This is a genomic window from Staphylococcus delphini, assembly GCF_900636325.1.
In the GTDB taxonomy this organism is placed as follows: Bacteria; Bacillota; Bacilli; order Staphylococcales; family Staphylococcaceae; genus Staphylococcus; species Staphylococcus delphini.
Map to the genome: position 1 here is coordinate 2735366 of NZ_LR134263.1, position 26549 is coordinate 2761914.

General features: G+C 38.1%; 25 protein-coding genes and 2 riboswitches. Of the genes, 13 read left to right on the forward strand and 12 right to left on the reverse strand.

What is annotated here, in order from left to right:
- Positions 1–97: 97 nt before the first annotated feature.
- Positions 98–200, reverse strand: a riboswitch (purine riboswitch).
- 174 nt (positions 201–374) lie between these two features.
- The 5 genes from EL101_RS12855 to EL101_RS12875 all read left to right on the forward strand — a co-directional run bounded on the left by EL101_RS12855 (position 375) and on the right by EL101_RS12875 (position 5227).
- Positions 375–797 (forward strand): general stress protein, encoded by a 423-nt coding sequence (locus EL101_RS12855; RefSeq protein ID WP_096595862.1) that lies wholly within the window; start codon positions 375–377, stop codon positions 795–797.
- 195 nt (positions 798–992) lie between these two features.
- The gene (locus EL101_RS12860) at positions 993–1667 is read left to right on the forward strand and encodes a hypothetical protein (RefSeq protein ID WP_096595863.1); all 675 of its coding nucleotides are present in this window, start codon (positions 993–995) and stop codon (positions 1665–1667) included.
- A gap of 113 nt (positions 1668–1780) precedes the next feature.
- Entirely contained in the window at positions 1781–2380 is a 600-nt protein-coding gene (locus EL101_RS12865; RefSeq protein WP_096595864.1) for a DNA-binding protein, read from the forward strand.
- Positions 2381–2461: 81 nt separating this feature from the next.
- Positions 2462–2564: riboswitch (TPP riboswitch) on the forward strand.
- Between the two features lie 90 nt (positions 2565–2654).
- Entirely contained in the window at positions 2655–3761 is a 1107-nt protein-coding gene (gene thiO, locus EL101_RS12870) for a glycine oxidase ThiO (RefSeq protein ID WP_096595865.1), read from the forward strand.
- Positions 3762–3835: 74 nt separating this feature from the next.
- Positions 3836–5227 carry an L-cystine transporter gene (locus EL101_RS12875; RefSeq protein WP_096595866.1) on the forward strand — a complete coding sequence of 464 codons (1392 nt, stop codon included), beginning with the start codon at positions 3836–3838 and terminating at the stop codon, positions 5225–5227.
- Between the two features lie 471 nt (positions 5228–5698).
- Here EL101_RS12875 and EL101_RS12880 read toward each other — a convergent pair whose 3' ends face one another.
- The 5 genes from EL101_RS12880 to nfsA form a co-directional block, all read right to left on the reverse strand.
- Positions 5699–6355 carry an ATP-binding cassette domain-containing protein gene (locus EL101_RS12880; protein ID WP_096595867.1) on the reverse strand — a complete coding sequence of 219 codons (657 nt, stop codon included), beginning with the start codon at positions 6353–6355 and terminating at the stop codon, positions 5699–5701.
- Positions 6352–6681: a YxeA family protein gene (locus EL101_RS12885; RefSeq protein ID WP_096595868.1), complete on the reverse strand. Its 330-nt coding sequence runs from the start codon at positions 6679–6681 to the stop codon at positions 6352–6354. The genes EL101_RS12880 and EL101_RS12885 overlap by 4 nt, the downstream gene beginning before the upstream one ends.
- A 3-nt stretch (positions 6682–6684) precedes the next feature.
- Positions 6685–8652, reverse strand: coding sequence for a DUF1430 domain-containing protein (locus tag EL101_RS12890; protein WP_096595869.1), 1968 nt, complete (start codon positions 8650–8652; stop codon positions 6685–6687).
- A 24-nt stretch (positions 8653–8676) separates the two neighbouring features.
- Positions 8677–8967, reverse strand: coding sequence for a lactococcin 972 family bacteriocin (locus EL101_RS12895; RefSeq protein ID WP_096595870.1), 291 nt, complete (start codon positions 8965–8967; stop codon positions 8677–8679).
- 204 nt (positions 8968–9171) lie between these two features.
- Positions 9172–9927, reverse strand: coding sequence for an oxygen-insensitive NADPH nitroreductase (gene nfsA / locus EL101_RS12900; protein WP_096595871.1), 756 nt, complete (start codon positions 9925–9927; stop codon positions 9172–9174).
- A 555-nt stretch (positions 9928–10482) separates the two neighbouring features.
- Between nfsA and ahpC the strand changes: the two genes are divergently transcribed.
- Positions 10483–11052: an alkyl hydroperoxide reductase subunit C gene (gene ahpC / locus EL101_RS12905; RefSeq protein ID WP_096539709.1), complete on the forward strand. Its 570-nt coding sequence runs from the start codon at positions 10483–10485 to the stop codon at positions 11050–11052.
- 14 nt (positions 11053–11066) lie between these two features.
- Positions 11067–12590, forward strand: a complete 1524-nt coding sequence (gene ahpF / locus EL101_RS12910) for an alkyl hydroperoxide reductase subunit F (RefSeq protein ID WP_096595872.1) — start codon at positions 11067–11069, stop codon at positions 12588–12590.
- Positions 12591–13128: 538 nt separating this feature from the next.
- On the opposite strand, the gene EL101_RS12915 is transcribed toward ahpF, so the two are convergent.
- Positions 13129–14070: a DUF1002 domain-containing protein gene (locus tag EL101_RS12915; RefSeq protein WP_096539712.1), complete on the reverse strand. Its 942-nt coding sequence runs from the start codon at positions 14068–14070 to the stop codon at positions 13129–13131.
- Between the two features lie 117 nt (positions 14071–14187).
- A complete protein-coding gene (bioB, locus tag EL101_RS12920) occupies positions 14188–15177 on the reverse strand; it encodes a biotin synthase BioB (protein WP_096595873.1) in 990 nt (329 codons plus the stop codon).
- A gap of 202 nt (positions 15178–15379) precedes the next feature.
- Between bioB and EL101_RS12925 the strand changes: the two genes are divergently transcribed.
- The 4 genes from EL101_RS12925 (at position 15380) to gmpC (ending at position 18609) form a co-directional block, all read left to right on the forward strand.
- Complete coding sequence (locus tag EL101_RS12925) at positions 15380–15760, forward strand: iron chaperone (protein WP_240622710.1); 381 nt, start codon at positions 15380–15382, stop codon at positions 15758–15760.
- A 315-nt stretch (positions 15761–16075) separates the two neighbouring features.
- Positions 16076–17101: a methionine ABC transporter ATP-binding protein gene (locus EL101_RS12930; RefSeq protein WP_096595875.1), complete on the forward strand. Its 1026-nt coding sequence runs from the start codon at positions 16076–16078 to the stop codon at positions 17099–17101.
- A complete protein-coding gene (locus tag EL101_RS12935) occupies positions 17095–17754 on the forward strand; it encodes a methionine ABC transporter permease (RefSeq protein WP_096595876.1) in 660 nt (219 codons plus the stop codon). Before EL101_RS12930 ends, EL101_RS12935 begins: the two co-directional genes overlap by 7 nt.
- 15 nt (positions 17755–17769) lie before the next feature.
- The gene (gene gmpC, locus EL101_RS12940; protein ID WP_019166962.1) at positions 17770–18609 is read left to right on the forward strand and encodes a dipeptide ABC transporter glycylmethionine-binding lipoprotein; all 840 of its coding nucleotides are present in this window, start codon (positions 17770–17772) and stop codon (positions 18607–18609) included.
- A 141-nt stretch (positions 18610–18750) separates the two neighbouring features.
- Here gmpC and add read toward each other — a convergent pair whose 3' ends face one another.
- Positions 18751–19770, reverse strand: a complete 1020-nt coding sequence (gene add, locus EL101_RS12945; RefSeq protein ID WP_096595877.1) for an adenosine deaminase — start codon at positions 19768–19770, stop codon at positions 18751–18753.
- Positions 19771–20038: 268 nt separating this feature from the next.
- Here add and EL101_RS12950 point away from each other — a divergent pair, with 268 nt between their 5' ends.
- Entirely contained in the window at positions 20039–22030 is a 1992-nt protein-coding gene (locus EL101_RS12950) for a catalase (protein ID WP_096595878.1), read from the forward strand.
- A 76-nt stretch (positions 22031–22106) separates the two neighbouring features.
- On the opposite strand, the gene EL101_RS12955 is transcribed toward EL101_RS12950, so the two are convergent.
- The 4 genes from EL101_RS12955 to rpsF form a co-directional block, all read right to left on the reverse strand.
- The gene (locus EL101_RS12955) at positions 22107–23339 is read right to left on the reverse strand and encodes an MFS transporter (protein ID WP_126489892.1); all 1233 of its coding nucleotides are present in this window, start codon (positions 23337–23339) and stop codon (positions 22107–22109) included.
- Positions 23340–23555: 216 nt separating this feature from the next.
- Complete coding sequence (gene rpsR / locus EL101_RS12960) at positions 23556–23798, reverse strand: 30S ribosomal protein S18 (RefSeq protein WP_014614919.1); 243 nt, start codon at positions 23796–23798, stop codon at positions 23556–23558.
- Positions 23799–23850: 52 nt separating this feature from the next.
- The gene (gene ssb, locus EL101_RS12965; protein WP_096539724.1) at positions 23851–24354 is read right to left on the reverse strand and encodes a single-stranded DNA-binding protein; all 504 of its coding nucleotides are present in this window, start codon (positions 24352–24354) and stop codon (positions 23851–23853) included.
- A gap of 22 nt (positions 24355–24376) precedes the next feature.
- Positions 24377–24673: a 30S ribosomal protein S6 gene (rpsF, locus tag EL101_RS12970; RefSeq protein ID WP_014614921.1), complete on the reverse strand. Its 297-nt coding sequence runs from the start codon at positions 24671–24673 to the stop codon at positions 24377–24379.
- Positions 24674–25015: 342 nt separating this feature from the next.
- Between rpsF and EL101_RS12975 the strand changes: the two genes are divergently transcribed.
- A complete protein-coding gene (locus EL101_RS12975) occupies positions 25016–26506 on the forward strand; it encodes a B domain-containing protein (protein ID WP_096595880.1) in 1491 nt (496 codons plus the stop codon).
- Positions 26507–26549: the final 43 nt, after the last annotated feature.

Genomic DNA, 26549 nt, shown 5'->3' on the forward strand with positions numbered 1-26549 from the left:
AGTGGCACTATGTCACGTCTAAAGACCTATCGTAGTGATGCGCGGAGAAAATAGATACCGTACATATACAGGCATTGATACAGCGCGTTACATATTACATAGATGTCCCATTACTCATAGTCATGTCGTTTAAGGCAACATGGTAGAAACTTCTAAAGCCATATTCTTCAGATTATATGAGCGTGATAAATTATTACATGATGATAGCAAATTTAAAGTACTTACGCAATACTATCGTACTAAATCAAGTGTTTTCAGAAATTTATGTAAATTCTTGCTTATTCGTGCTGTAAACGCCATAATAAGAATGTAACCGTTTAACACGTAAAGAATACGGGTAGATACATATAAAACATGAGCGGGAGGTCCATAGCATGACACTTTATAACATCTCAAAATGCGAAGTGAAACGAACTGAAGATGAAGCAGTTCAATATGTAGATCAATTATTAAAAGAAGGCGTTAAAGAAAATCAAATCGTTGTATTAAGCAAAGATAAACTTAACACAGATCGCTTTCATGATTCTCAAATTCAACACAAAACAACAACGGGTACGATTAGTGAGAAATTTATGCGCTTTTTCATTGGCGAAGATGGTGAAGAAGCTGCGTTAACAAAATTTGGTTTCTCTGACGAACAAAAAGAAGACCTGAAACAAGACATTTTAAATGACAAAATTGTGGTGATGGTTCAAGAAGTGAGATATGGTCAAGATGAATTTGAAAAACATAATGCTGCGAACCAAAAATCACAAGATAAACATGCACCATCTGAACATCACGGCGAGATTGAATAATCATTCACGCATATCGATGGTCCTTACAACTTCACCCAAGATTTAATTTAACTTTCGTACACCTCATTGTATTGAAAGGATTAAGTCTTGGGTGAAGTATTTATTTCTGGAAATTGACCTACCTATCCCCCATTAATTGTGCTATTTCTCGATCTATATATGCTATACTAAAGCCATTAAGAGAGGTGAAGTGACATGCATTTTGTACATATTCAATCAACCCAAGATCCATGGTATGTCCCAGCATTAGAATTTTATATGGATAAACTAGACCCCCTCGTAACAGAAGACGAGTCCGTATTTGAACAATCCTTAAAAACCGAAAAAACACAATATGATTTCGTCTTTCTCGTAGGTATCGAAAACGATGAAGTTGTCAGTTTTGCGACAGCGCATTACGAAGCGACCACCAATGTGGGCTTTTTAGTCTATCTCTTGAGTGAGCCCGGTGACAATTGTGAACAGTACCTTAAAGCGACACTTGAACAAATCGAAAAAGATGTGAATCAAATTTCTAACCAACTCCACGGCCGAGATGTGAATTTCTTTATGTTTGAGTCGACATTTGAATCACCCGACGTGGACACTGAAACGGCTGATAAAATTGCATTCCGTCGTCGCTTTTTAGTGCAACACGGTTATGAAAAACAAAGTGATATGACTTATTTACAACCTTCATTAAATCGCAATGGTAAACCGGTCCCTATGGAGTTGTATATTAAAGCCAATATTCCTCTAACAAAGGATATTTACGGTACGAGTATTAAATCTGCCTATATCATCAAATATGTTTTTGCGAACCGTATTCCAAGACATGTCATTTATCCATTACTCGTTAAAATGGATTTGCGCAAAGAACCTTATGCCTAAGCCCTTGAAATCAACCGTTAAAGCCGTTACAATGATAGAGAGGTAAGACTGACGGGTCACTGAACGCACACTAACGACAGTCTAAAAACATGAGAGAAAGGACCTAATGGCATATGCTAACAAAAGAATTTGCTCAACGATCTGAGCTTAGTGAAAAACAAGTCCGTAAAATTGTCCAACATCTTGAAGAACGCGGCTATCATTTAAACAAGACTGAATATCGTGGACGTGAAGCGACAGACTTTAAAGAGGAAGATATCGAACTCTTCCAAGAAATTGCTGAACGTGTCGCACAAACGAATAGTTACGATCTTGCTTTCGAAGCACTCGAAAAAGAAAAAGACTTTTTACAGGTCATCGTTAAAGAAAACGAGCAACAATTACCTGCTGACCAACAAGTGCCACAATTGATTCAAGAGTTGCGCCACGAAATTAATCAAATGCGTGAAGAACGTCAAATGTTAGGTCAAATGGTCTCACAAGTGCATCAACAACAAGAAGAGCTTAAAGCATTACATCAGCAGTTACATACACAGTTGGAGACGAGCAACAAGTCTCTTGAAGCTTTGACTACTGCGCAACAACAACAAACAGAGCAATTGTCAAAAACGCAAGAAACCATTGAAACCCAAACAAAAGAACATCAAGAGCTTGCGGAAACGATTCACCGCAACGAGAAAAAAGGTTTCTTCCAACGTTTATTTGGTGGTTAAGCAACATTGATGATAAGCTAAAAAATGTAAAAGTTTGGATTTAACGTCCGTTTGAGTAATACTCATGAATAATCAATAAAAAACATAAGCTAGGGGTGCTCGAGGTGAGCTGAGAAAGATGGTATCTTAACTCTTTGAACCTGACGTGGTTAGAACCAACGAAGGGAAGCGCAATATGACGACGAAATAGTCTCAAGATGAATGATGCGTAGTCACATTATTCTAATCATATATGCTTTCCTCTTGCATCCTTTTATGCAGGAGGTCTTTTTTTATGAAACAAACCCTGATTATTGGTGCAGGTGTTATGGGGTTATCTATTGCACGCCAACTCGATGCCAAACATCGTCACATCCGTATCATTGATCGCTCCACCCCACGAATGAACGCGTCTTATGCTGCGGGTGGTATGTTAGGCGCACAAAATGAATTTTTTGAAGATACCCCACTTTATCGACTTGCAATGAAAAGTCGTGCGATGATGCCTGAATTAGCCCAAGCCTTGGAGCACGAAACGGGGATTCATATCGAATATCAACAGCATGGACTCATCAAAGTCGCTTCTCAACCTCAAGATGTCCAAGCCGTCCGTCAACAGTTCGATTTTTTACACCATCATGACCACACCGTCACCCAACTGTCTACGGAACAATTAACGCAACGGTTTCCCCATCTCGATCCATCACAAAGTGCCGCGTTCAAAATTCAAGACGACGGCCAAATTAATGCGAACCTTTACACACAAGCGCTTATTGCTTCGGTCATGGAACGTGCCCATATCGAATTAATGACCCATACGGAGGTTTACTCGTTACAGCGACACCATCATTGTTACCGCATTAAGACGTCAAAAGGCACTTTTGAAGCTGACGAACTCATTATTGCAGCTGGCGCATGGAGCGGCGCATTGCTTCAACAATTAGGTTTCGAATTACCGACACATCCTGTTAAAGGTGACGTCAAATTGATTGCGTCTGATTACGCCGGTTTAAAAGAAACGATTTTTAATATGAACGGCTGTTACATCGTCCCAAAATTGCCGAATCGCTTCTTAATTGGTGCAACATCTGATTATGATTGTTGGGACACTGACAACAATGACGATAACCTTGCGTGGCTTGACCGAGAAAGTTTGAACATGATTCCCGCATTACGATCACACCATGTCATTAAAACTTGGACAGGGATTCGTCCCATTACAGAAGATGAAATCCCTATTATGGGCGAAATTGCACCTCAACTGTTTGTGACGACAGGGCATTATCGTAACGGGATTTTACTGTCACCCATTGCTGGACAACTGATGGCACAACTCGTTGACGAGGATAGCGAAGCCCAACGTCAGCTCGCTCCATTTACACCTAAAATTAAGCAAATATAAAAAATATATCTTGATTTTACGTTTCCTTACTATTATCCTATTATATAAGTCGGAATTAAAAAGGAAGCGTATGTATGTCTATATTTTTAATTATTATTAACTTAATTATTTTTCTTCTCGCCTTATTGAGCCTGTGGGTGATGGCGAAAAAACATGTCAAATTCCCTAAACGTGTGTTCTTTGCGCTAGGTTTAGGTATCGTATTAGGCCTCCTCCTCCACCTCATTTATGGCGTTGAAGGTCAAGTGACGACACAAACAACTGATTGGGTCGGCTTAATTGGGAATGGGTATATTGCATTGCTACAAATGATTGTCATTCCACTGATTTTTGTTTCTATCGTCGCGGCATTTACGAAAATTGAAATTGGAGAAAAGTTTGCTAAAGTCGGCAGCTTAATCTTCATGTTTTTGATTGGTACCGTAACGATTGCAGCGATTATCGGTATTATCTATGCACTCGCATTCAATTTAGATGCTTCTAGTATTGACTTAGGTCAGGCAGAAAATGCTCGTAGCGCCGAAATTACTGATAAAGCGAAAGGGCTTACTGCAACAACATTGCCAACACAAATTTTAGAATTGTTACCGTCAAATCCATTTTTAGATTTCACTGGTGCACGTGCAACTTCTACTATTGCAGTCGTGATCTTTGCCGCATTTGTAGGCTTTGCATTTTTACGTGTCGCACGTAAACAACCTGAAAATGGTCAAACTTTAAAACGCGGTATTGATGCCATTTACGCACTTGTCATGGCTATCGTCACATTTGTTTTACGCCTAACGCCTTATGGGATTTTAGCGATTATGATTAACACAATTGCGACGAGTGATTTTGCTGCGATTTGGACACTCGGTAAGTTCGTGATTGCGTCGTATGCAGCACTCATTACAATGTACATCATTCACCTAATCATTTTAGCTGTTATTGGTGTCAATCCAGTACATTATGTGAAGAAAACAGCCGAAGTTATTTTATTCGCATTCACTTCGCGTTCAAGTGCTGGTACATTGCCATTAAACGTACAAGCGCAAACGAATCGTCTAGGTGTGCCTCAAGCTATCGCAAACTTCTCGGGCTCATTTGGACTATCTATCGGACAAAATGGCTGTGCGGGAATCTACCCTGCAATGCTTGCAATCATGGTCGCACCTGTCGCGGGTGTTGAAGTGAATCTACAATTTATTGTGACAGTCATTATCGTTGTCGTGTTAAGTTCATTCGGTGTAGCAGGTGTAGGGGGCGGTGCAACATTCGCTTCAATCCTGGTCTTATCTGCATTGAACTTGCCGGTCGGTCTTGCGGGTGTCTTAATTTCAGTCGAGCCACTGATCGATATGGGTCGTACAGCACTTAACGTGAATGACTCTATCTTAGCGGGTACAGGCACTGCCAAACTGACAAAACAACTCGATGAAGACATTTTCCATTCCAATTATATGGACGAATTAACCGCACAACATTAAGTAACACAATAGTTACAAAACAGTATATGCGGATGAACTTGCCCTCTTCCTACGATTTATTAGTTCTAGGATTGTCTTGATGGATTCGCTTTCCCAGGGGACTTGCCTCAACTAGCCAACGCTTAATCATACTGTGACATAAGTGAAGCGTTGGCGGATTTTCGGCTGCGTCTGATCCCTCGGGAGTCTCATCCATCACGACAATCTTACTCTACAAAGTCATAGAAAGAGGGCAACTTTTTACATTAATGCGATGTAACTTGCTTTTGATTTCATCGTTAATTACTTGCTTTATTGTAAATGAGATTAAAGTGTACATTTCGTACATACTGAAGCTTAATTTTCATAGAGCGTCTACAAAGTCAATCACATATGTATATAAACATAATCAAAGAGACAGAGGGCAAGTTGGCTGTGATACGCCATTTCTTTTCTGCTAATATTAATGCCCCTATCTCTTTTAACTTATGTTTATTGTACGGTTTCTAATTCGCTACTGTGACATTTTAGTGCATCAACTTGAATAATCTCGTCGCATCGTTGGGCAAGTGCTAAGTCATGAGTGGCGATAATGAGTATTCGTCTTTCATCTACCATTTCAAACAAGAGTTCCACTACTTTCTGCCCGTTCGCGTCATCTAAAGAGCCAGTCGGTTCATCTGCTAAAATCAGGCGCGGTTGTTTGAGCAATAAACGCGCTAATGCTACCCGCTGTTGCTCGCCTCCACTTAATGTCGCAACTTTACGCTTATGATTCATATCAATCCCAACCTTTTGTAAACATTGTGTTTTCAATTGTTGGCGTTCTGATTTGGATACTTTCTTGAAAGCCAGTGCCATATCGAGATTTTGGTTAATCGTCATTGAATCAACAAGACCATAATTTTGAAATACATAGCCGAGGATATCGCGATAAAAACGAAAATCAGCTTTCAATCTTTTTTGATCGAATCGCACCTCACCTTGTTTCAATGTTTCGAATCCTGCAATCGCATTCAGCAAAGTCGATTTCCCTGACCCACTATGACCAATAAGCGCATAAGACTTCCCCGGTTCAAACGTCAAATTCACATTGTCAAAAATCGTACGTTTCCCTTTTTGAATCGTTACATTTTTTAATTCAATCATTCTTTCTTCTTCACCTCTTTAGGCCATTTTGAAAGGTCATGAATATATTCAATCTCAAAGACGTATTTACCTTTGTGAATCACTTTTACATGATCAGACTTGGCATCATATCCACCGAAATTCAAACGATATTTGAGTGGTTCGCCCGATTCGTCATACGCTTGAATATCCACATACGTTTGTGTTCCTAATGGTACCACCGCATAAGATGTCTCCTTCTTTAAAAATGGATTAAAGTAATCAACATACGTCAGACGTACAAAAGCTAAAAATAGAACACACCCGATGACGATTACTGCAATCGATATCAGCATATTTTTCTTCAATATTTAAGCCTCCCTAATTAGTACATTGAATTGTTTTTCTAAATAATGGATGTAAACCCATTGAATGAAGAATTGAAACAGCAAAATCACGCCAAAAATCCATATCACATTACTATTTTGTGTCTTTTCAAATAAGAATGCGCCAATAAGAGCAGTAAATAAACCATTTAATACGATATAGTTGCGATAGTTTTGCCAACGTCTGAAGCCAAACATTTTTCGCATAAGTAACCATTGACGACGCTGCTCAAAGTAATGCAATACATCTAATAATGTCACGATACACAAGACTGTCATAGCGATACCACTAGAAAAGCTATACACAAGCCATTTCGTTTGTGTTTCTCGATACGTTTTCATAACACTGTCTTTATAATTGGTTACACCTTGCACATCATCTTTCAAATCAAAGCGGTCGATATTACGGATAATATTTTCATAATTTTTAAAAATCAATTCCCCTTGTGATAATGTGGAATAATAAAAATCATCCGTTAAGTCTTTAGCATTTAACATTAAAATCGCAGGCGACTTCATATAGGTTGTCGACAATCCCGTACGTACATCAAAGGCGTAAATTTCGTAAGGATTTTTCAACTGCGTCACTAGTACCTTTGTCTTTGATTCTGGATTTGGAAGTTGATAGTTCACCCAATCCTGAAAATCTGCACGTATGGCTGAGACTTCATTTTTAGCTTGAGGAGGTAAATACAACTCTATTTGTCCAGGTCGGTCTTCTAAATTCGGTAACTCTCGTAATTGAGACTTAAAAAAATCAACAAAGTTTTGATTGACAAACAGCACATTTCCTTCGTCTGGCGAATAATTTGTTTGACTTGGTTCATACAATACATTTTGATTCATCAATAATGCTTGTTCATGTCGCTCACTATATATAAACATTTGATGATATCGTTTCGCAAATTCCATTTCTTCGTTCATACTACGCCGTATGGGTTTCAAGTCAATTGTGTAATAATCATCTAGTTTGCCCCACCATGCTTCTGTCTCTTGTATTTGTTCTAACTTTTTCATTTGATTAAGATTCGGCAAAATGAGGAGTGTGAGTAAAACTAACATACTCAACTTAGAGATATGATTCATCGCACGTAACAGACGATATGGCTTGAGTCCTTTAATCATCAATGGGATATCTATCCGGATAAGTATGATACAAGACAGTAATGAACTGATAGATAAAATTCCCCAAAATAAAATATCCGCAACGATGAGACGACTTACAAAATATTCGAGTTGACCGTCCAATCCTAACCATTTCAACAGCCCTATCGAAAGGAATCCGACACTTATGGCTAATATCAACCATCTGATAATAATTTTTTCAATATTCAGAAACAAGATATTAAAAAAACGATAACCATGTAAACGCATCGTCGCATATGTTTTAAAATTTTGACTTCGATAATGCAAATGATACAACAAATAGATAATAAGTAATGTCACAAATGGAAGCAGTACGCCTCGATTAATGAGCACATCCCCATAGATCATCCATGATTGTACAGATCCCATCCTCACCTTTAGACCGACACTTTCTAAAGCTGTTTTCAATTGTTCCTTATTAGCAATATCATCTAATATAAAATAATCACCACGTACATCTCGCTGCATCAGTTGATCATGCGTTAAATGATGGTAACTATATGTCGTATTCATCGGCGCAATAGTGTGATGATTGGCTTGCTCATTAAACGCATAAATCGCTTTATCGACTTGATGTTCTTTATGATCGATAACGACTTTAAAAATCGCAATATCTGCATCTTTCGCTACCTTCTCAAACTTCTCAAAAACTTCTGCTTTTGAATGTTGGTAGTCCCAACTTTCAACTTCAAGCATCACACGACTTCCAGTAAGTATTTCGCTGTCCTCTTCGTACAGTACAAGAATTAAAAATAAGCTTATTAGTGTGAGCGTGACCACATCTAATAAGTGTTTCATCCACTTCATTGCTCACCTCTATAAATTGGAAACTTAGTATACATTATAATATGCTTCATTACGCCACCACCATCTCTTTTCTGATGATGCCAGTGCTCTAACTCCAGGTTTTCTAAATCCACTAAACGATCTTGTTTTCCCAATTGCTGTTGAACTATGGTATCTATAGTTATTACTATAATATGACCATACGTATTTACTTCCTACACCATAATTCCAAGTTCCTCCGTCAGTATAGATAGTTGCTGCACTAACTATACTAGACGAACCAATACCTATTAACAATAACCCAGCGACTAAAGTACTCAAAATCTTATTTTTCATAATTTCATCCTCCTTTATAATAACATTACACCTTTATTATAGTTTATACCAATCTGATTTTCAACAATATTAAATAAATATTTTCACCTTATTTAGTTTATATATATGTGTGTAGAAATAAAATACAAGGACTTCATCTTTAATCCTAAAAAACTCCCCATCCATTTATTTTGAACGGGGAGAATTTATTTGATTATCGATATATTATTTCTTATTAAATCCTGACATTTGCAACCAATCATTCATCTCTAATCGTTGCTTGCTACTCATAAAGCCAGCGATTTGATCGGACCATGTTTCATCACGTTTGCCTTGTGTGCGTTCTTGATAATATTCAGACACAGTTTGATCATAAGCTTCAATTTGTTCAGACAATTCAGCGTCATCTTGATTGTAAGTATCCACATGGAACACATGGGATAATGGAAGGCGCGGTTTAGGTGAACCATTTTCGTCATCTGCTGGCTCTCCAATGGCCATACCGAATAATGGGAAGACGTGTTCAGGTAAATTTAAAATTTCGCGTACACGTTGCACATCGTTACGTAATGAACCGAGATATACAATGCCGTAACCCATATCTTCAGCCGTCAATGCAATATTTTGAGCCGCTAATGCCGCGTCAACTGTACCGACTAATAATCCTTCAGCTGATTCAAAGCTCGCTTCCATGTCTGCTTTCATTTTTTCATTAATCAATTGGTGACGATGGTAATCAATCACGTAAACGAGCAAGTACCCATTTTCAACGACATAAGGCTGGCCTGAAACTTCTCTGAGCGCTTCTTTCTTTTCAACGGATTCTACACCTATAAATGACGTCGTTTGCAAGAAACTTGACGTCGATGCCATTTGTCCTGCTTCTATTAATTTTTCAATCGTTGCTCGTTCGATCGGTGTTTGTTTGAACTTTCTCACTGAATGATGTCGCTTGGCCAAATCATACACATATTCTGACATAAAAAACACTCCTAACATCCTTTTCTCTATCGTAACACTTGCCCTACTAAAACGCATGATTCGTGCATGGTTCCTAGCTATTATACTCGCACTTTATTTAATTAACGAAAATCACATCTGTTATGATAATATCAACAAAGCGCTTTCTATGTTTACCCTTTAATTGAGAATGAAAGCATATAAATGATATTCAAATCTTTTATCAATTAACTTATTTCCGTTTTTTTATTTCCAATGTATCATCTGCTTTATTATCTTTACTACAATAAAAAATAATGCGGAACAATCATCACATGTGACCAAATTGTGATCGAAAAGTGGCGTTTTTACTGTATTTAGGCTTTATTGCACCTATAACATCAAAATCGCTATTAATTATGAAAGCGTTTAACTTCAAATTGGATAAAAATCTTTTGTATTTATTTGACGTAATGATTGTTCCATGTCATAATACTACTTGAGATTAGAATTATTATTAATAAGGAATTATCACAAAGTAAAAACTTGGTTCTAATCCAAATAATAATGATTCATATAAATAGGAGGATTTTGATTATGTCATTAATCGGTAAACAAATTGAGGAATTTTCAGCACAAGCATACAATGCAAAAACAGATGAATTTATTGAAGTTACACACGAAGATTTAAAAGGTAACTGGAGTGTTGTCGTATTCTACCCTGCAGATTTCTCATTCGTATGTCCAACTGAATTAGAAGATGTACAAAATCATTACGAAAAATTACAAGAGTTAGGTACAAACGTATTTTCTGTTTCTACAGATACTCACTTTGTACATAAAGCATGGCACGATCATTCAGATGCCATCAGCAAATTACAATATACAATGATTGGTGATCCTTCTCAAGCGATTACACGTCAATTTGATGTATTAGATGAAACTTCTGGTCTTGCACAACGCGGTACTTTCATCGTTGACCCAGACGGTGTGGTTCAAGCAGCAGAAATCAATGCAGACGGTATCGGCCGTGACGCAAGCACACTTGTACACAAAATCAAAGCAGCACAATACGTTCGTCAAAATCCAGGTGAAGTTTGCCCAGCGAAATGGGAAGAAGGTAGCGAAACTTTAACTCCAGGATTAGACTTAGTAGGTAAAATTTAAGGAGGCTATACTGAATGTTAAATCAAGAATTAAAGCAACAACTTTCACAACTTCTTGATTTGATGGAAGGTGACGTTGTACTGAAAGTGAGCACTGGCGATGACGATCATTCTCAAAAAATGAACGATCTCGTCAATGAAGTTTCAGACATGTCATCTCGAATTACAGTAGAAAAAGCTGAATTAAAGCGTACGCCTAGCTTTAGTATCAACAGACCAAATGAGGACACTGGCATTACATTTGCTGGTGTCCCTCTTGGTCATGAGTTCAATTCTTTTGTCCTTGCACTCTTACAAGTAAGTGGTCGTGCACCAAAAGAAGAACAATCTGTAATTGATCAAATCAAGTCTATTAACGAACCCCTTCATTTTGAAACATTTATCAGCTTAACATGTCAAAAATGTCCTGATGTTGTTCAAGCGTTAAACTTAATGAGTGTCATCAATCCGAATATTACACATACGATGATTGATGGTGCAGTGTTCAAAAAAGAAGCAGAAGACATTATGGCGGTCCCTGCAATTTTCTTAAATGGTGAACAATTTGGTAACGGCCGTATGACAGTGACAGACATTCTGAGTGCGTTAGGTCAAGGTCCTGATGCTTCTGAATTTGAAAACAAAGAAACATTTGATGTCCTCGTAGTTGGCGGCGGTCCTGCAAGTGCAAGTTCTGCCATCTATGCTGCGCGTAAAGGTTTAAAAACAGGTATCGTAGCAGATAGAATTGGTGGTCAAGTGAATGACACAGCTGATATTGAAAACTTAATTGGCGTGAAGAAGACGACAGGTCCATCACTTGCGACAAGCCTTGAAGCACACATTAAAGACTACAATGTAGATGCGATGACTGGCGTACGTGCAGAAGGATTAGAAAAATCAGATGATATCGTTCATTTGACTTTAGATAACGGCGCAGTACTTAAAACACGCTCACTCATTATCGCAACAGGTGCACGTTGGAAGAAAATCGGTGTACCAGGTGAAGACACATTCGCAAACAAAGGTGTCGCATACTGCCCGCACTGTGACGGACCTCTATTCGAAGGTAAAGACGTCGCTGTTATCGGTGGCGGTAACTCTGGTGTTGAAGCCGCGATTGACTTAGCAGGTATTTGTAAAAGTGTAACAGTCCTTGAGTTCGGTGAGTCATTAAAAGCAGACTCTGTATTACAAGATCGCTTAAATTCATTACCGAATACAACAGTGATTACACAAGCTGCTACGAAAGAGATTACTGGCGACGATCGTGTCAACGGGCTCACGTATACAGATAGAGCTACAGATGAAGAAAAACATGTTGATTTAAATGGTGTCTTCGTTCAAATCGGTCTTTCTCCTAATACAGAATGGTTAGGTGATACTGTTCAACGTAACCGCATGGGTGAAATTGAAGTCGACCGTTTAGGAAACACGAACATTCCTGGTGTCTTTGCGGCAGGCGACTGTACAGACCAACGCTATAAACAAATTATTATTTCTATGGGATCAGGCGCAACAGCAGCATTATCTGCATTCGACTACTTGATTCGTAACTAAATAGGATTCATATCATTAATCGGACTGGTGAGAAAGGGTTGTCTTTTCACCAGTCCGATTTTCTATTTTTATTCAACACAGCTTTTTCATCCATCGAAGTAAGCATGTGAGAGCCCTTTGAGTGCAATCACTACAATCGACCTAGGCTGATTCAGTAAACAAAAGATAAGATGGGACACAAAAATTGAGCTTATCCCCATCCTCAAGTGAAAGGTTGATTGTTTTGAAATACTGTAATTGGCATTCCACTTTTTTAAAACACGATCCCCATTTGAAGTTTAGAGACAAGCGTAAGATTGCTAGAACGGTGCGTACTTATAAAATCAAGTCCTTATTGATTGCAAATTTGGGCGAGACTCCTGAGGGATCAGCTGAACCGGCAAATCCACTAACGCTTCCACCAATGTAACAGTTCAATCAAGCGTTAGTTAGTTAAAGGTTCAGCCCCTAGGAAAGGGAGCCCCTTGAGTGCAATCAAAAAAGGACAAACACCTTAAAATAGTAAAGCATGGTTCTGCAATTGGGAATCAACATTATCCTACAAAAACGAAATCAACCAGTTCCAAATTTTAGTAAAAATGCTGACAATGGCATCCCACAGTTTTTGCAAGAAATTACGTGTTTCCTCATTATCTAAATCCTTCAACTTCTTCAGTTTGTCGCCGGCTTGGCTTTGAATCATTTCTTTTAATTCAGTCGCCTGTTTTTTAAACGCATCCGGATCTTGGTTGACTACATTGGATTGCGCGACGTTCATCATGATATTTTGAATAACCGCAATTTCGTTATCACTTAAAATCTGATACAGTCCACGCTCTGTTAACGTTTGGTTGACGATTTGGTTGATTGTTGTACTGTTCAGCTGTTGATGCGACGCTTTTGCTTCAGCGATTTGGGCTTTCATTTCTGCAACTGCTGCATTCAACGCTTCATCAGAATAGCCATCTTTATTTTGATGATTTTCACTAATTTGCGCTAAATGATTCATTTCTTGGTTCGCATTTTGAATATCTTGCGCATTTAAACGATGACCTTGTGTAGCATAAGCTTTATAAATACCTGTCAATGCACCTTCACCAGTCACCTGATCGACAGAAGCAATTTTAATCGTTGCATCTTGAATACCTGATGTAATCGCTGCATTCATATACTGTTCTCGTGTAATACGTGTAATATTTTCAGGCGTTTCAATTTCTACGTCCACACCACTCGTAAAGCGTTTTGGTTTAATCAAAGCACTAGAATGGATAAAGTCGTATTCTGTCCCGGTATATTCAATGACATCCGTATTGGTTACTTTATACGTCGTCACATTGTTGCCGACCCCTAACTTTTCTTTCGTCTCAGCAAGTTGGTTGTTATTCAAATCGGCGCCTTGGATAAATATTTCTTCTTTGGGCTTAAATTCATTCGCGGCTTGAGCAACGCCTACCATTAACATCGATGTGACCACGCCACTGATTAATAGCTTTTTATACATTTCCGTCACTTCCTCCTAGTGCTACGCTATTTTCTCTATTTTACCATGAATGTTCAACAATACTATCATTCCTGGGACCTAAGCGTAAAAGTATCATGCGCGCTAAGAAAGATGTGATTAAACGAACACTTCCGATTCATGAGATGTGCCATAATCAATGTCGTATCCCATATCTTGAATCATGTCATAGTCTAATTGATTCGGCTGTCCACCTGTAATTAAATAATCGCCTACAAAAATTGAATTCGCGACCATTAACGCTGTCGCTTGTAGTGAACGTAAATTAACTTCTCTTCCCCCTGCAATACGAATTTCTTTTGTCGGATTGATCAAGCGAAAAAGTGCCAAAATACGTAAACAGCGTGTTGGTGTCAGTTGATTCATCTCGCCAAATTTCGTACCTTTAATCGGATGTAAAAAGTTGACTGGAATACTGTCCGCATCGATTTCTTTCAATGCAAAAGCCATATCTACAATATCTTGGTCAGACTCTCCCATCCCACAAATGACACCCGAACAAGGTGAAATGTTGTTTCGCTTCATCATTTCAATAGTATTCACACGGTCTTCGTATGTATGTGTTGAGACGACTTCATGATGATAATTTTCACTCGTATTCAAATTGTGATTATAACGGTCGACCCCTGCTGCTTTTAACTTCTCTGCTTGCGTCTCATTCGTTAAACCTAAACAGGCACACACTTTCAACTGTGGATGTTCCGCTTTGATACGTTCAACAGACGACGTAATATGGTCAATTTCCTTATCACTCGGACCGCGACCACTCATCACAATACAATACGTTCCAATGTCATTCTCAGCTGCGACGCGTGCACCTTCTGTAATTTCATCCTCTGAGATTAAAGCGTAACGTTGCTTTTGCTTTATTTCACGCGATTGACCACAATAGCCACAATCTTCAGGACAAATGCCGCTTTTCGCATTTAAAATCATATTTAACTTCACTTTATGTCCATAATAATGTTTGCGAAGTTGGTACGCTTCATGAACAAGATCCATCGTGTCATAGGACGGATTTACCAACAAATCTAATGCTTCATCTGGAGTCAATGCACGACCTTCTAATATTTGTTTCGCTATTTTCATAGTCATTCCTCCTCATATAAAAGTCAGTATATCATAATTGTAACTATTTTTATAATAAAGTTTACAATTTATATGGTGGTTCATTTTGACTCAAAGTAGGGTATATTGAAGTGGTCACATTAAATTAAAATATCGCTTATAATAAAGTCAGAAGCATTAAATTTAAGACAGACCGCAGTCTAAAAATGCGTATGGAGGCGACATGATGGAGACATTAGCGGAATTTTTGGAAACCATTGAAAAACAAGAACATCGTGACAAATTGGCAACAGTGATCGACACAATATTAAATCAATATCCTGAGCTTACTATGGAAATCAAATGGAACCAACCGATGTTATTGTACAAAGAAAATGGCACTTTTATTTTAGGGTTCAGTAAAGCGAAACCCCACTTTGCCGTTGCACCAGAGAAACATACATTAGATACTTTTGCGAAAGATATTGAAAAAGCGGGTTATCAAATGACTAAAATGTTTATGAAGATTAAGTGGACAGATGAAGTTAATTACAAGTTGTTGTACGACATGATTGATTTTAATATTCATGATAAAAAAGACTCTCGCTTCTTCTGGAGACAGTAGTTTCATTGCCGCTTATTATAAAGCTGACTCGGCTTCTCAAAAGTATTCCGTGTTGAGAAGTCAGACAGCACCTTCGTTATATCATCATGCGCTTTAATTTTGTGATGTACACCCCCATCCCACCCTTTCCATTTCTCACTAAAATTCCAAAAAGAAACATCCATTTTCCATATACACATGCCACAATATGTCTCTAATAACAAACGATTGTAATTTTTCTGAAAATGCCCAAAATTGTGTTGACTTGCTTATAAAGTTCTTCTACAATACATAACATATCGCTTAGTTGTGAAGTCGGAATTCTGGGAGGCCTGTATGATTGAGTTTAAAAATGTGAATAAAATATTTAAGAAAGGGAGTCATTCGGTTCACGCCCTTAAAGACATCTCTTTCTCCATTCAAGCGGGTGATGTTTTTGGTGTCATTGGCTATAGTGGTGCGGGGAAAAGTACACTTGTTCGTCTGATCAATCAATTAGAACAACAAACTTCTGGTGACGTTTATGTCGATGGCCATCATTTAAATACATATGCCCCTGCACAGTTAAGAGCCGTCAAAAAAGATATCGGGATGATTTTTCAACAATTCAACCTATTGGATTCTAAAACTGTCTTTAAAAATGTCGCCATGCCTCTCATATTACGTAAAGTACCCATGGATGAAATTAAGTCTCGCGTCGAAGAAATGCTTCACTTTGTAGGATTATCTGGCAAAGCGAACAACTTTCCTAATGAACTGTCTGGCGGTCAAAAACAACGTGTGGCAATCGCACGCGCACTCGTGACACGTCCTAAAATTTTACTCTGTGACGAAGCAACCAGTGCACTCGATCCAGCAACGACAGATTCAATTCTTCAATTATTAAAGAAGACGAACGAAACTTTTGGGGTCACGATTATCGTCATTACACATGAAATGAGTGTCATTCAAAGCATTTGCAACCGTGTCGCCATTATGGAAAATGGTGTCGTCATTGAGTTGGATACGGTGAAGCAAGTGTTCAGTCATCCTAAAACTGCGACTGCTCAACGTTTCGTATCTACTGTCATTAATACCTCACCTTCTCAAAAAGTGATGGACAACCTTCAAATTGATAATCAACACCAACTTTATCGCCTGTTTATCGAATCGACTCAAATTACACAAACATTGATTAATGATTTGATTCAAAAAGCCGCCGTAAATGTGAATATCGTACACGCGACGATGGCTGACATTCAAGAAGAGACAGTCGGCTATTTATGGTTACTGATCAAGGGAGACGCGGCGCAACAACAGCAGGTTACGTCTTATTTCGAACATCATCAAATCCAATATGAGAAAGGGGTGCCGACATGCTAGGTTCATCTATTGATAGCGCACAATTACTAGAAGCACTGTATCAAACATTATACATGGTGACCATTTCACTCATTTTTGGCGCTTTAATCGGCGTTCCACTTGGCATTGTATTAGTGGCAACCCGACAAAATGGGATATGGCCCAACGCTTGGATTCATCACATTTTAAACCCAGTGATTAACATTTTGCGCTCTGTGCCATTCATTATTTTACTTATCGCAATCATCCCATTTACTAAATTGATTGTAGGGACATCTATCGGCACAACGGCAGCTATTGTACCATTGACTGTTTATGTAGCCCCTTATATTGCTAGACTTGTTGAAAACTCACTTTTAGAGGTAGACGAAGGCATTATAGAAGCCGCACATGCGATGGGTGCCACACCGATACAGATTATCCGTTATTTCCTATTACCTGAAGCACTCGGTTCACTTATTTTATCGCTCACTACGGCGATTATCGGGCTCATCGGTGCAACCGCAATGGCTGGTGCTGTCGGTGGTGGCGGCATTGGGGATATGGCACTTGTTTATGGTTACCAACGTTTCGATACACTTGTGATTATTATTACTGTTGTCGTTTTAGTGATTATCGTGCAAGTTATTCAATCTATTGGGAATGCACTCGCTAAAAAAGTACGACGACATTAACGGGAGGATATATTTATGAAAAAACTGATTACCTTTTTAGTATTAGCTGTATTCGTATTAAGCGCTTGTGGCAATAACAAATCTGAAAAAGTCACACTTGGCGTTGCTTCAAATGACACAAAAGCTTGGGAAAAAGTAAAAGAACTCGCTAAAAAAGAAGATATTGACTTAGAAATCAAGCAGTTTTCGGATTATAACGTTCCTAACACAGCACTCAATGATGGCGATATCGATATGAACGCTTTCCAACATTTCGCATTTTTAGAAGCGTTTAAAAAAGCAAACAAGGGCACTGAAATTACACCGATTCGTACAACTGTACTGGCACCTTTAGGCATTTACTCAGAAAAAATTAAAGACATTAAAGACGTGAAAGATGGCGCGAAAGTGGTCATTCCAAACGACGTGTCTAACCAAGCACGTGCATTGAAATTACTCGAAAAAGCAGGTCTCCTTGAATTAAATAAAGATTTCGGTTTATCAAGTTCTATTAAAGATATTAAAAGCAACCCTAAAAACTTAGATATTAAAGCAGTCGATGCACAACAAACAGCAAGAGCATTGTCTGACGTCGATATTTCAGTAATTAATAATGGGGTCGCAACAAAAGCAGGCTTAGACGCGAAAAAAGATCCGATTTATTTAGAAGCTTCTGACTCTGATGCGGTTAAACCTTATATCAACATCATCGCAGTCAACTCGAAAGATAAAGACAATAAAGTGTACAAACGTATTGCTGAACTGTACCACTCTGAAGAAGCAAAAGCCGCATTGAAAGAAGATACAAAAGATGGTGAGCTCATTATCGATTTAAAACAAGATGAAATTAAAGCCATTGAAGATAGTTTGAAATAACGCCTATTAAACAACCGAATCTGAGATACTTTGGTCTCGGACTCGGTTGTATTTGATGATTTGATATTGAGTGATGCTCATTAAAACATGCGATACACATTTTAGTATTCCGAAGAAATTGTAGTTCTCTTTCCGCTGTCCTTAAAATTCACCAGCCGTTTTCTTCTCATGCACTTCTACTTCAAATTGTTGCGTTAACCATGTTTTAGTGGATGCATCCGCAAAGATATAGTCAATCGCTTTTAAATTAATGTGTGCGATATCTTCCCAATTCAACAGTTTATGTTCCAATAACAATGCGTACTCATCTAATAAATTCGTTTGTGTCACGGTACGATTATCTGTATTGATTAAGAATGCGATATTTTCTTTCAATAAGCGTTGTAAATCTAAACGATCTAATGATTCAATAGCTTTCGTTTGTAGGTTGCTTTGTGGGCAAAATTCGAGTAATACATCTTGGGCTTTCACAGCCGCAAGTACGTCGTCATCTTTAAATGCTGCCACGCCATGACCGATACGTTGTGCCCCGAATCGCACTGCATCATACACATTTTTAGCACAGCCACATTCGCCAGCATGTAACGTAATGTTCAAGCCTTGTTGTTGTGCATATTGAATCAATGCTTCATGTTCCGTTGTTGGGGACGCCGCTTCATCACCAGCTAAATCCACGCCCACTATGTAGTCTTCTAAAGTTTTATGATCGCGGAGACTGTCGAATATCGTACGGTTCATTTCCTCCGAATGATGTTTCATTCCACACACTAACATTCTTACTTTGATATCGAAAGTGTGTTCAGCCACAGTCGCACCTTCACACACCGCTGTTAATATTTCTGGAATCTGTAACCCTTGTGCTTGATGAAATGCGGGTGCAAAACGCACTTCAATATATTTGACGCCATCTAGTGTTGCTTGTGCTGCCACATCAACGACAGCTGCGCTCAAACTGTCTCGTGTTTGCATCACCTTTAAAATTTCGTCAAATGACTGTAAATATTCCGCTAAACTCTGGCAATGTTGATCCACTGTCACTTTGTCCCATTGAATCGCCACGCCTTGTTGCTGACTTTGATGTTCTAGATATTTCAAACTGACTGACCCATCTAAATGACAATGTAACTCGAGCTTAGGTATCTCCCTTAATTCCGCTTTCATAATAGCCTCTTTTCTCTATCTTTTTAATTTCTAATTGTACCGAGATTATATTAATTGTCAATCCTTAATTTTTTAACAGAAAATCTTATTAACTATCATTCAACATCCATGCATGCTGTTTACTGTCTTTTGCACCACGCTACAACACTATTATCATATTTATAAATGAATGAGTATATTCATTATACATTGGTGTAAAATGTTTCTCCACTTTCCAAAAAGGTATATGTATATTGTTAGTCACTATATCGTGGGAGGAGAGTTGGAAATGAATAATAAAAAGCTAGAACAATTGAAAAATGACGAGAAAAATAACGATGGCCAAGCGATGACGACCAATCACGGCGTCAAAGTAAGTGAAGATGAAAACACCTTAACTGTCGGCGAACGTGGTCCGAGTTTACTAGAAGATTTCCATTTTAGAGAAAAAATCATGCACTTTGACCACGAACGTATCCCTGAAAGAATTGTTCATGCTCGTGGATTTGGTGCGCATGGTGAATTCCAAGTTTATAAGGATTTATCTGAGTACACTTCTGCAGACTTTTTAACGCATCCAGAAAAAACCACACCTGTATTTGTGAGATTTTCGACTGTACAAGGCTCTAAAGGTTCACCGGATACAGTAAGAGACGTACGTGGTTTTGCGACAAAATTCTATACAGATGAAGGCATTTTCGATCTCGTAGGTAACGATATCCCAGTATTCTTTATTCAAGATGCGATTAAGTTCCCTGATTTAATTCATGCAGTTAAACCTGAGCCACATAACGAAATGCCTCAAGGTGGCAGTGCCCACGATACGTTCTGGGATTTCTTTGCGCAAAATCCTGAATCAACACATACGACATTTTGGGCGATGAGTGACCGTGGTATTCCGAAAAACTTTAGACAAGTGGAAGGGTTCGGCGTGCACACATTCCGTCTCGTCAATCGTGAAGGGCAATCTTATTTTGTGAAGTTTCATTGGAAGCCACTGCACGGTTTAGAGTCATTGGTTTGGGATGAAGCACAAATTTTATCCGGTAAAGATATCGACTTCCACCGTAAAGACTTATATGAATCTATCGAAAAAGGCGACTATCCTGCATGGGAGCTCGGTCTTCAAATCATTCGTCCAGAACAAGAATTCGACTTTGATTTTGATATTTTAGACCCGACAAAAATTTGGCCAGAAGATCAAGTGCCTGTTGAAATTGTAGGTAAAATGACGCTCAATCGCAATGTGTCTAACGTATTTGACGAAACAGAACAAGCTGCCTTTCACCCGGGTCATATCGTGCCTGGTATCGACTTTTCAAATGATCCTTTATTACAAGGGCGCTTATTCTCGTATACAGATACGCAAATTTCAAGACTGGGCGGACCAAACTTCAACCAAATTCCAATCAATCGTCCTGTCAATGAAGTACACAACAACCAACGTGACGCGATGCACCAAATGAATGTACACAAAGGACAAACGGCTTACCATAAAAATGCGTTAAACCATAATGACCCGCATACCACGCCGAGAGAAGAAGGCGGTTATGAACATTATCAAGAAAAAGTAGAAGGTCATAAAATCAGAAAACGTAGCGCAAGTTTTGAAGATTATTATAGCCAAGCGAAATTATATTTAAACAGCTTAACAAAACCTGAATATGAGCATATGGTCGCAGGCTTTTCATTTGAAATTGGCATGTGCAAGTCTATAATGGTCAAACAAAACGCCGTCAATCAATTAAATAAAGTAGACCGTCAATTAGCCGAGGAAGTCGCTGCAAATGTGGGCGTCTCTGTGCCCGAAGAAAACGAAGAAGTACAGTCTACAGCGAAAGACAGTCAGCTCACAATGGAAAAATTCGACATTCCATTACCAGGACATTCCGTAGCAGTATTAGTCAGTGGTGACATTAGTGAAGCAACACTCAAGTCTTATGCGAAAGTATTTGCAGACAACAAGCTGAATTATGCATTCGTAGGTCAACAACCGCGTTCGATTGACGAAGATTTCGGTATTACTGAAACATACGACACTGCACACCCTACACTATTCGACAGTGCAATCGTATTATCAGACGGTTCAGACCTGTTGACAGAAGCAGAAGCATTTGCGGAAATGACGTATAAACATAAAAAGCCGTTAGTCGTGAATGAGAAAGCATCGAAACAATTAGGTCATTCAAAAATTAAATTAAATGCGCCTGGTGTCTTCACATCAGATGAACCAGATACAATTGTAAAAGCATTTGATAGAGCAAGATATTGGGACCGCTAAGTGAATACAAGAAATCAACCCCGTGCCCTACAATTGATAAGGGACGGGGTTTTGATTTGCATGTTTTTAAAATGATTTATTCCTTTGTCATCAACATGAAGTCATTCATTTTCTTGATTTCTTTATCCGTTACATAAAAAAGTGAAATGACCAAACTCGCGACACTGACTAACATAAAATTGATATTGATCGTATCAAAAATTTGAGGTAAAATCCCACCAGTGAACGCCCCAAATGGTATCAAAATACTTAGTAATGTCTCATTTGTAGTTGCTACACGACCTAGCATATTTTGAGGTGGCAATAATTGAAACGCGTTGATAAAAGCTAAGTTGATAATTCCAATCATGATATTTGAAACTAAAAACATCGGTAATATATAAACATAGCTTACATTAATGAATAGGTAAATACATAACCATATAATCGACAGCATGAGAAAGCTACTAAATAGTAATTTGCTAAACTTGATATACCCAATGATTTTTGGTCCCACTAGGTAACCTAAGATGAGCCCTAGACCATTAACAAAGAGTATCATTGAAAACACTTTACTATCGTTTCCTTCTAGCACAGCTATTTTAGGATAAATCACCGTTACAGCTGAAATAGAAAAGTTGATAACGGATAGCGGAAGTAAAAGTTTTAATATTTTAGGACGCGATACGTATTTCATCCCTTCTTTCAAATCTGCTAAATAACGGCTTAATATTCGATTGCTAGCTTCTATATTGTCTTTATGACGAATTGTTGTTGAATTTAACCTAAGCAGTTTAAAAACAAAAAAGGCTACAACAAATATGATGACATTGAATGAAAAAATATTCACTATCAAAAATATACTGAGTAAAACCCCAACTAAAGCATCTAATACCACATCTAGCCCTTTATATGTTATTTGAAATATTGCATTATATTTAATCACTTGACGCTCATGAGTAGACAGTTGGGGAATAAGTACACTTTCTGCAGGATAAATCACAGACGAAAATAGTGTAGACATACTTAGCAATACGTACAAAATAAGCAAATGTTGATGATCTAATAAGAAATACAAAGACATCAGCATCACTATAAAAACTTGTGCAAGTGTACTGATACATAAGATTTTTTTAATGTTGTACCTATCTAAAATGGGTCCTAAAAAGAACATGAACACATCAATAAACCCTACGATAACACCAATGATGCCTAAATATAAAGTATTATGGTAAGTAACAGCAACATACCACGTTAATGAGATGAGTATGATACTATCACCAATATTTGTTAGCACTCGTCCAAAAAGTAACTTGTGAACTTCTTTCATTTCACCCACCCCACATATTTCCAAACATCTAAACCCCTCTATTTATACAAAAAAGGCCAACTCTGTTTCGCATTGTTAAGAGGCGTTAGTTGGCTTCTAATACTCTAATATTACTACGCTTATTTATAAAAGTCATGCTTTTTATTGATTTCAAATACTTTTAATTTAAAAGCCCCATACACCTCAATGGATGTACGGGGTCTTTATTAGTTTGGCTTACGCTTCGTCTTTAACGAATGGTAATAATGCCATATGACGTGCACGTTTGATCGCTGTAGTCAACATACGTTGATATTTAGCTGAAGTTCCTGTTACACGACGTGGTAAAATTTTACCGCGTTCTGAGATAAAACGTTTTAATAACTCAGTATCTTTGTAGTCGATGTGTGTAATACCGTTTGCTGTGAAATAACAAACTTTTTTACGACGACGACCGCCTCTTCTTGGTCCACCTGCCATGATTAGTGCCTCCCTTACATTAAAGATTGTTTTCTATACGTTCAGATTGTCATTAGAATGGTAAATCATCATCGCTAATATCGATAGGGCCGTTCGCATTCGCAAATGGGTTATCGTTAGCTGGTTGATGATTGTTTTGGTAAGACGAATTTTGGCCTTGTTGTTGTCCACCGAAACCTTGACCGTAGCTATCGAATTGATTACCTTGGTTCTGGTTCGCGTGACGTTGGTTTTGTGATTTTGGCTCAAGGAATTGAACACTATCACATACCACTTCAGTGACGAATACACGTCGGCCTTCTTGGTTTTCGTAACTGCGTGATTGTAAGCGACCGTCAACGCCAGCGAGACTTCCTTTAAACAAGAAGTTGTTAACATTTTCTGCTTGTTTACGGAAAACAACACAGTTAATGAAGTCTGCTTCACGTTCCCCTTGCGCATTCGTAAATGTACGATTAACCGCTAAGGTAAATGTCGCTACACTTACGCCTGAGGGTGTCGTTCTGTATTCTGGATCTTTAGTTAAGCGACCTACTAATACGACTCTATTAAGCATTTACACGCCCCCAATTATTCTATTACTTGTTTTCGTCTTCACGGACAACGATGTAACGAATGATATCGTCATTGATTTTAGCTAAACGTTGGAATTCGTCAGTAGCTTTGTTGTTTTCAGACTGGATACGTACGATGTTGTAGTAACCATCTTTGAAGTCTTCAATTTCATAAGCTAAGCGACGTTTACCCCAGTCCTTAGTTTCTAATACCTCAGAACCTTCAGAAGCTAAAATTCCGTTGAAACGTTCCACTACTGCTTTGCGTGCATCTTCTTCAATGTTTGGACGCACGATGTACATTACTTCATATGTTCTCATTGTATATTGGCACCTCCTTATGGTCTATGCGGCTTGTCAAAATTCAAATGACAAGCAAGGAATAATTTTCATTACTCACATTCAAAAATTGTATCATAGCCCCTTACAAATTACAATATGTTTCACGAATTCCTCAATCTAAATTGTTCGGACGCACCATTTACTTAGTTCCCTATTTAAAATCATTTCAAATAAACCGCTTTCTCCTTAACAAGAATTAAAATTAATGGTTTTTTACTTTTAATTAAGAAACAGTTAATTTTTATACTCATAAAAACGTGGTATATTCTTTTGTGTTAATAATAAAAACGAAAGCGCATATAGACAGAAAGGGAATGAACAATGAAAACTAAATACACATCAAAGTTATTAATTGGGGCAGCAACATTATCTTTAGCAACATTAATTTCACAAGGCACTGCAAACGCAAGCGAGCAAACATCATCACTTGCAGACGCACAGCCAGTAAGTTATGAATCAACAAACGTTTCACCAGAGCAAAAAGCATTTTACCAAGTGTTACATATGGAAGGTATTTCAGAGAGCCAACGTGACCAATACATCAAAAAACTTCATGAAAACCCAGAAAGTGCACAAAACGTATTTTCAGAATCCATTAAAGACGCTAAAAACCCTGAGCGTCGTGTTGCACAACAAAATGCATTTTACAGTGTATTACACAATGAGGATTTATCTGAACAACAACGTGACGCATACATCAGCGAAATCAGAGAAGATGCTGATCAAAGTCAAGAGGTTTTCGTTAAGTCATTGAACAGCACACCAGAAGCTGAGCAACCACAAACACCTCATAACGACTTGTTAGAAAAGGAACATCAAAATCTTCTTGCTGCTAACGAAGCACTTAAAGCATTGACGAAAGAAGATACAATTCAAAACAGACGTGCAGCACAACATGCAGTGAACAAACTTCCACGTCATAAAGTTGATGCTTTCCAAAAAGAATTAGATAAAATCAACGCGCCTCGTGATGCGAAAATTAAAGCAGATGCTGAAGCGAAAAGCCAAGGTCTTCAAATTGGCGAATCACCGAACATTGAAAAAACACCAGTACCGATTGAAGACACACCACAAGTAGAGAAAAAAGAAGAGCACAAAGCTGAAAGTGACAGCAAAGTAAAAGAAGCGCCTAAAGCAGACACAGAGAAAAAAGCGGATGCAGAGAAAAAACCTCAAGCTGAAAACAACGCTAAAGCTGAAAAAGCACCTAAAGTGGAAGCGCCTAAAGTACAAACACCTAAAGTAGAGAATAAAACTGAAACTGACAAAACAGCTGAAACTAAAGAAACTGCACCATCAACAGAAGCGACACCAGATGTGAAAGACAATGGTAGTGTTACACCTGTATTACCTGAAACAGGAGAAGCTACAACTTCAACACTTTCAAGCTACTGGAACGCTTTCAAAGACGGCGTGTACAATGGCTATACGTATGTTAAAGATGGTGTGACAAGTGGATTAGATTATTTAAAAGAGCAGTATAATTATATTACTAAAAAATATAATAAGGCAAAATACTATACAGAATTATATAAAAATCATAAAGGTTTAATTGATAAAACTGTGCTTGGCTTTTTAAACGACAACGGAACAAAAGCATATATTGCCCCTTTAGAAATTGATAAAAATGCTAACCCATTTTACAGCTCATATGCTCACACAAGAAATCTTGTAACAGAAAGCATTAATACAGGTAAAGTTTTATACACTTTATACCAAAACCCATCAGTAGTTAAAGCGGCTATTACTGCGGCTGAAACTGCCAACACAGTGAAAAACGTTTTCAATAGCTTCTTATCAATCTTCAAATAAAAATGAAAATGAGACATACGTCATCCTATGATGTGTGTCTCAT

Bases quoted from the DNA above. Each gene is read 5' to 3' on its own strand.
- EL101_RS12855 (WP_096595862.1), top strand. From the start codon at position 375: ATGACACTTTATAACATCTCAAAATGCGAAGTGAAACGAACTGAAGAT.
- EL101_RS12860 (WP_096595863.1), top strand. From the start codon at position 993: ATGCATTTTGTACATATTCAATCAACCCAAGATCCATGGTATGTCCCA.
- EL101_RS12865 (WP_096595864.1), top strand. From the start codon at position 1,781: ATGCTAACAAAAGAATTTGCTCAACGATCTGAGCTTAGTGAAAAACAA.
- thiO (WP_096595865.1), top strand. From the start codon at position 2,655: ATGAAACAAACCCTGATTATTGGTGCAGGTGTTATGGGGTTATCTATT.
- EL101_RS12875 (WP_096595866.1), top strand. From the start codon at position 3,836: ATGTCTATATTTTTAATTATTATTAACTTAATTATTTTTCTTCTCGCC.
- EL101_RS12880 (WP_096595867.1), bottom strand. From the start codon at position 6,355: ATGATTGAATTAAAAAATGTAACGATTCAAAAAGGGAAACGTACGATT.
- EL101_RS12890 (WP_096595869.1), bottom strand. From the start codon at position 8,652: ATGAAGTGGATGAAACACTTATTAGATGTGGTCACGCTCACACTAATA.
- EL101_RS12895 (WP_096595870.1), bottom strand. From the start codon at position 8,967: ATGAAAAATAAGATTTTGAGTACTTTAGTCGCTGGGTTATTGTTAATA.
- nfsA (WP_096595871.1), bottom strand. From the start codon at position 9,927: ATGTCAGAATATGTGTATGATTTGGCCAAGCGACATCATTCAGTGAGA.
- ahpC (WP_096539709.1), top strand. From the start codon at position 10,483: ATGTCATTAATCGGTAAACAAATTGAGGAATTTTCAGCACAAGCATAC.
- ahpF (WP_096595872.1), top strand. From the start codon at position 11,067: ATGTTAAATCAAGAATTAAAGCAACAACTTTCACAACTTCTTGATTTG.
- EL101_RS12915 (WP_096539712.1), bottom strand. From the start codon at position 14,070: ATGTATAAAAAGCTATTAATCAGTGGCGTGGTCACATCGATGTTAATG.
- bioB (WP_096595873.1), bottom strand. From the start codon at position 15,177: ATGAAAATAGCGAAACAAATATTAGAAGGTCGTGCATTGACTCCAGAT.
- EL101_RS12925 (WP_240622710.1), top strand. From the start codon at position 15,380: ATGATGGAGACATTAGCGGAATTTTTGGAAACCATTGAAAAACAAGAA.
- EL101_RS12930 (WP_096595875.1), top strand. From the start codon at position 16,076: ATGATTGAGTTTAAAAATGTGAATAAAATATTTAAGAAAGGGAGTCAT.
- EL101_RS12935 (WP_096595876.1), top strand. From the start codon at position 17,095: ATGCTAGGTTCATCTATTGATAGCGCACAATTACTAGAAGCACTGTAT.
- gmpC (WP_019166962.1), top strand. From the start codon at position 17,770: ATGAAAAAACTGATTACCTTTTTAGTATTAGCTGTATTCGTATTAAGC.
- add (WP_096595877.1), bottom strand. From the start codon at position 19,770: ATGAAAGCGGAATTAAGGGAGATACCTAAGCTCGAGTTACATTGTCAT.
- EL101_RS12950 (WP_096595878.1), top strand. From the start codon at position 20,039: ATGAATAATAAAAAGCTAGAACAATTGAAAAATGACGAGAAAAATAAC.
- EL101_RS12955 (WP_126489892.1), bottom strand. From the start codon at position 23,339: ATGAAAGAAGTTCACAAGTTACTTTTTGGACGAGTGCTAACAAATATT.
- rpsR (WP_014614919.1), bottom strand. From the start codon at position 23,798: ATGGCAGGTGGACCAAGAAGAGGCGGTCGTCGTCGTAAAAAAGTTTGT.
- ssb (WP_096539724.1), bottom strand. From the start codon at position 24,354: ATGCTTAATAGAGTCGTATTAGTAGGTCGCTTAACTAAAGATCCAGAA.
- rpsF (WP_014614921.1), bottom strand. From the start codon at position 24,673: ATGAGAACATATGAAGTAATGTACATCGTGCGTCCAAACATTGAAGAA.
- EL101_RS12975 (WP_096595880.1), top strand. From the start codon at position 25,016: ATGAAAACTAAATACACATCAAAGTTATTAATTGGGGCAGCAACATTA.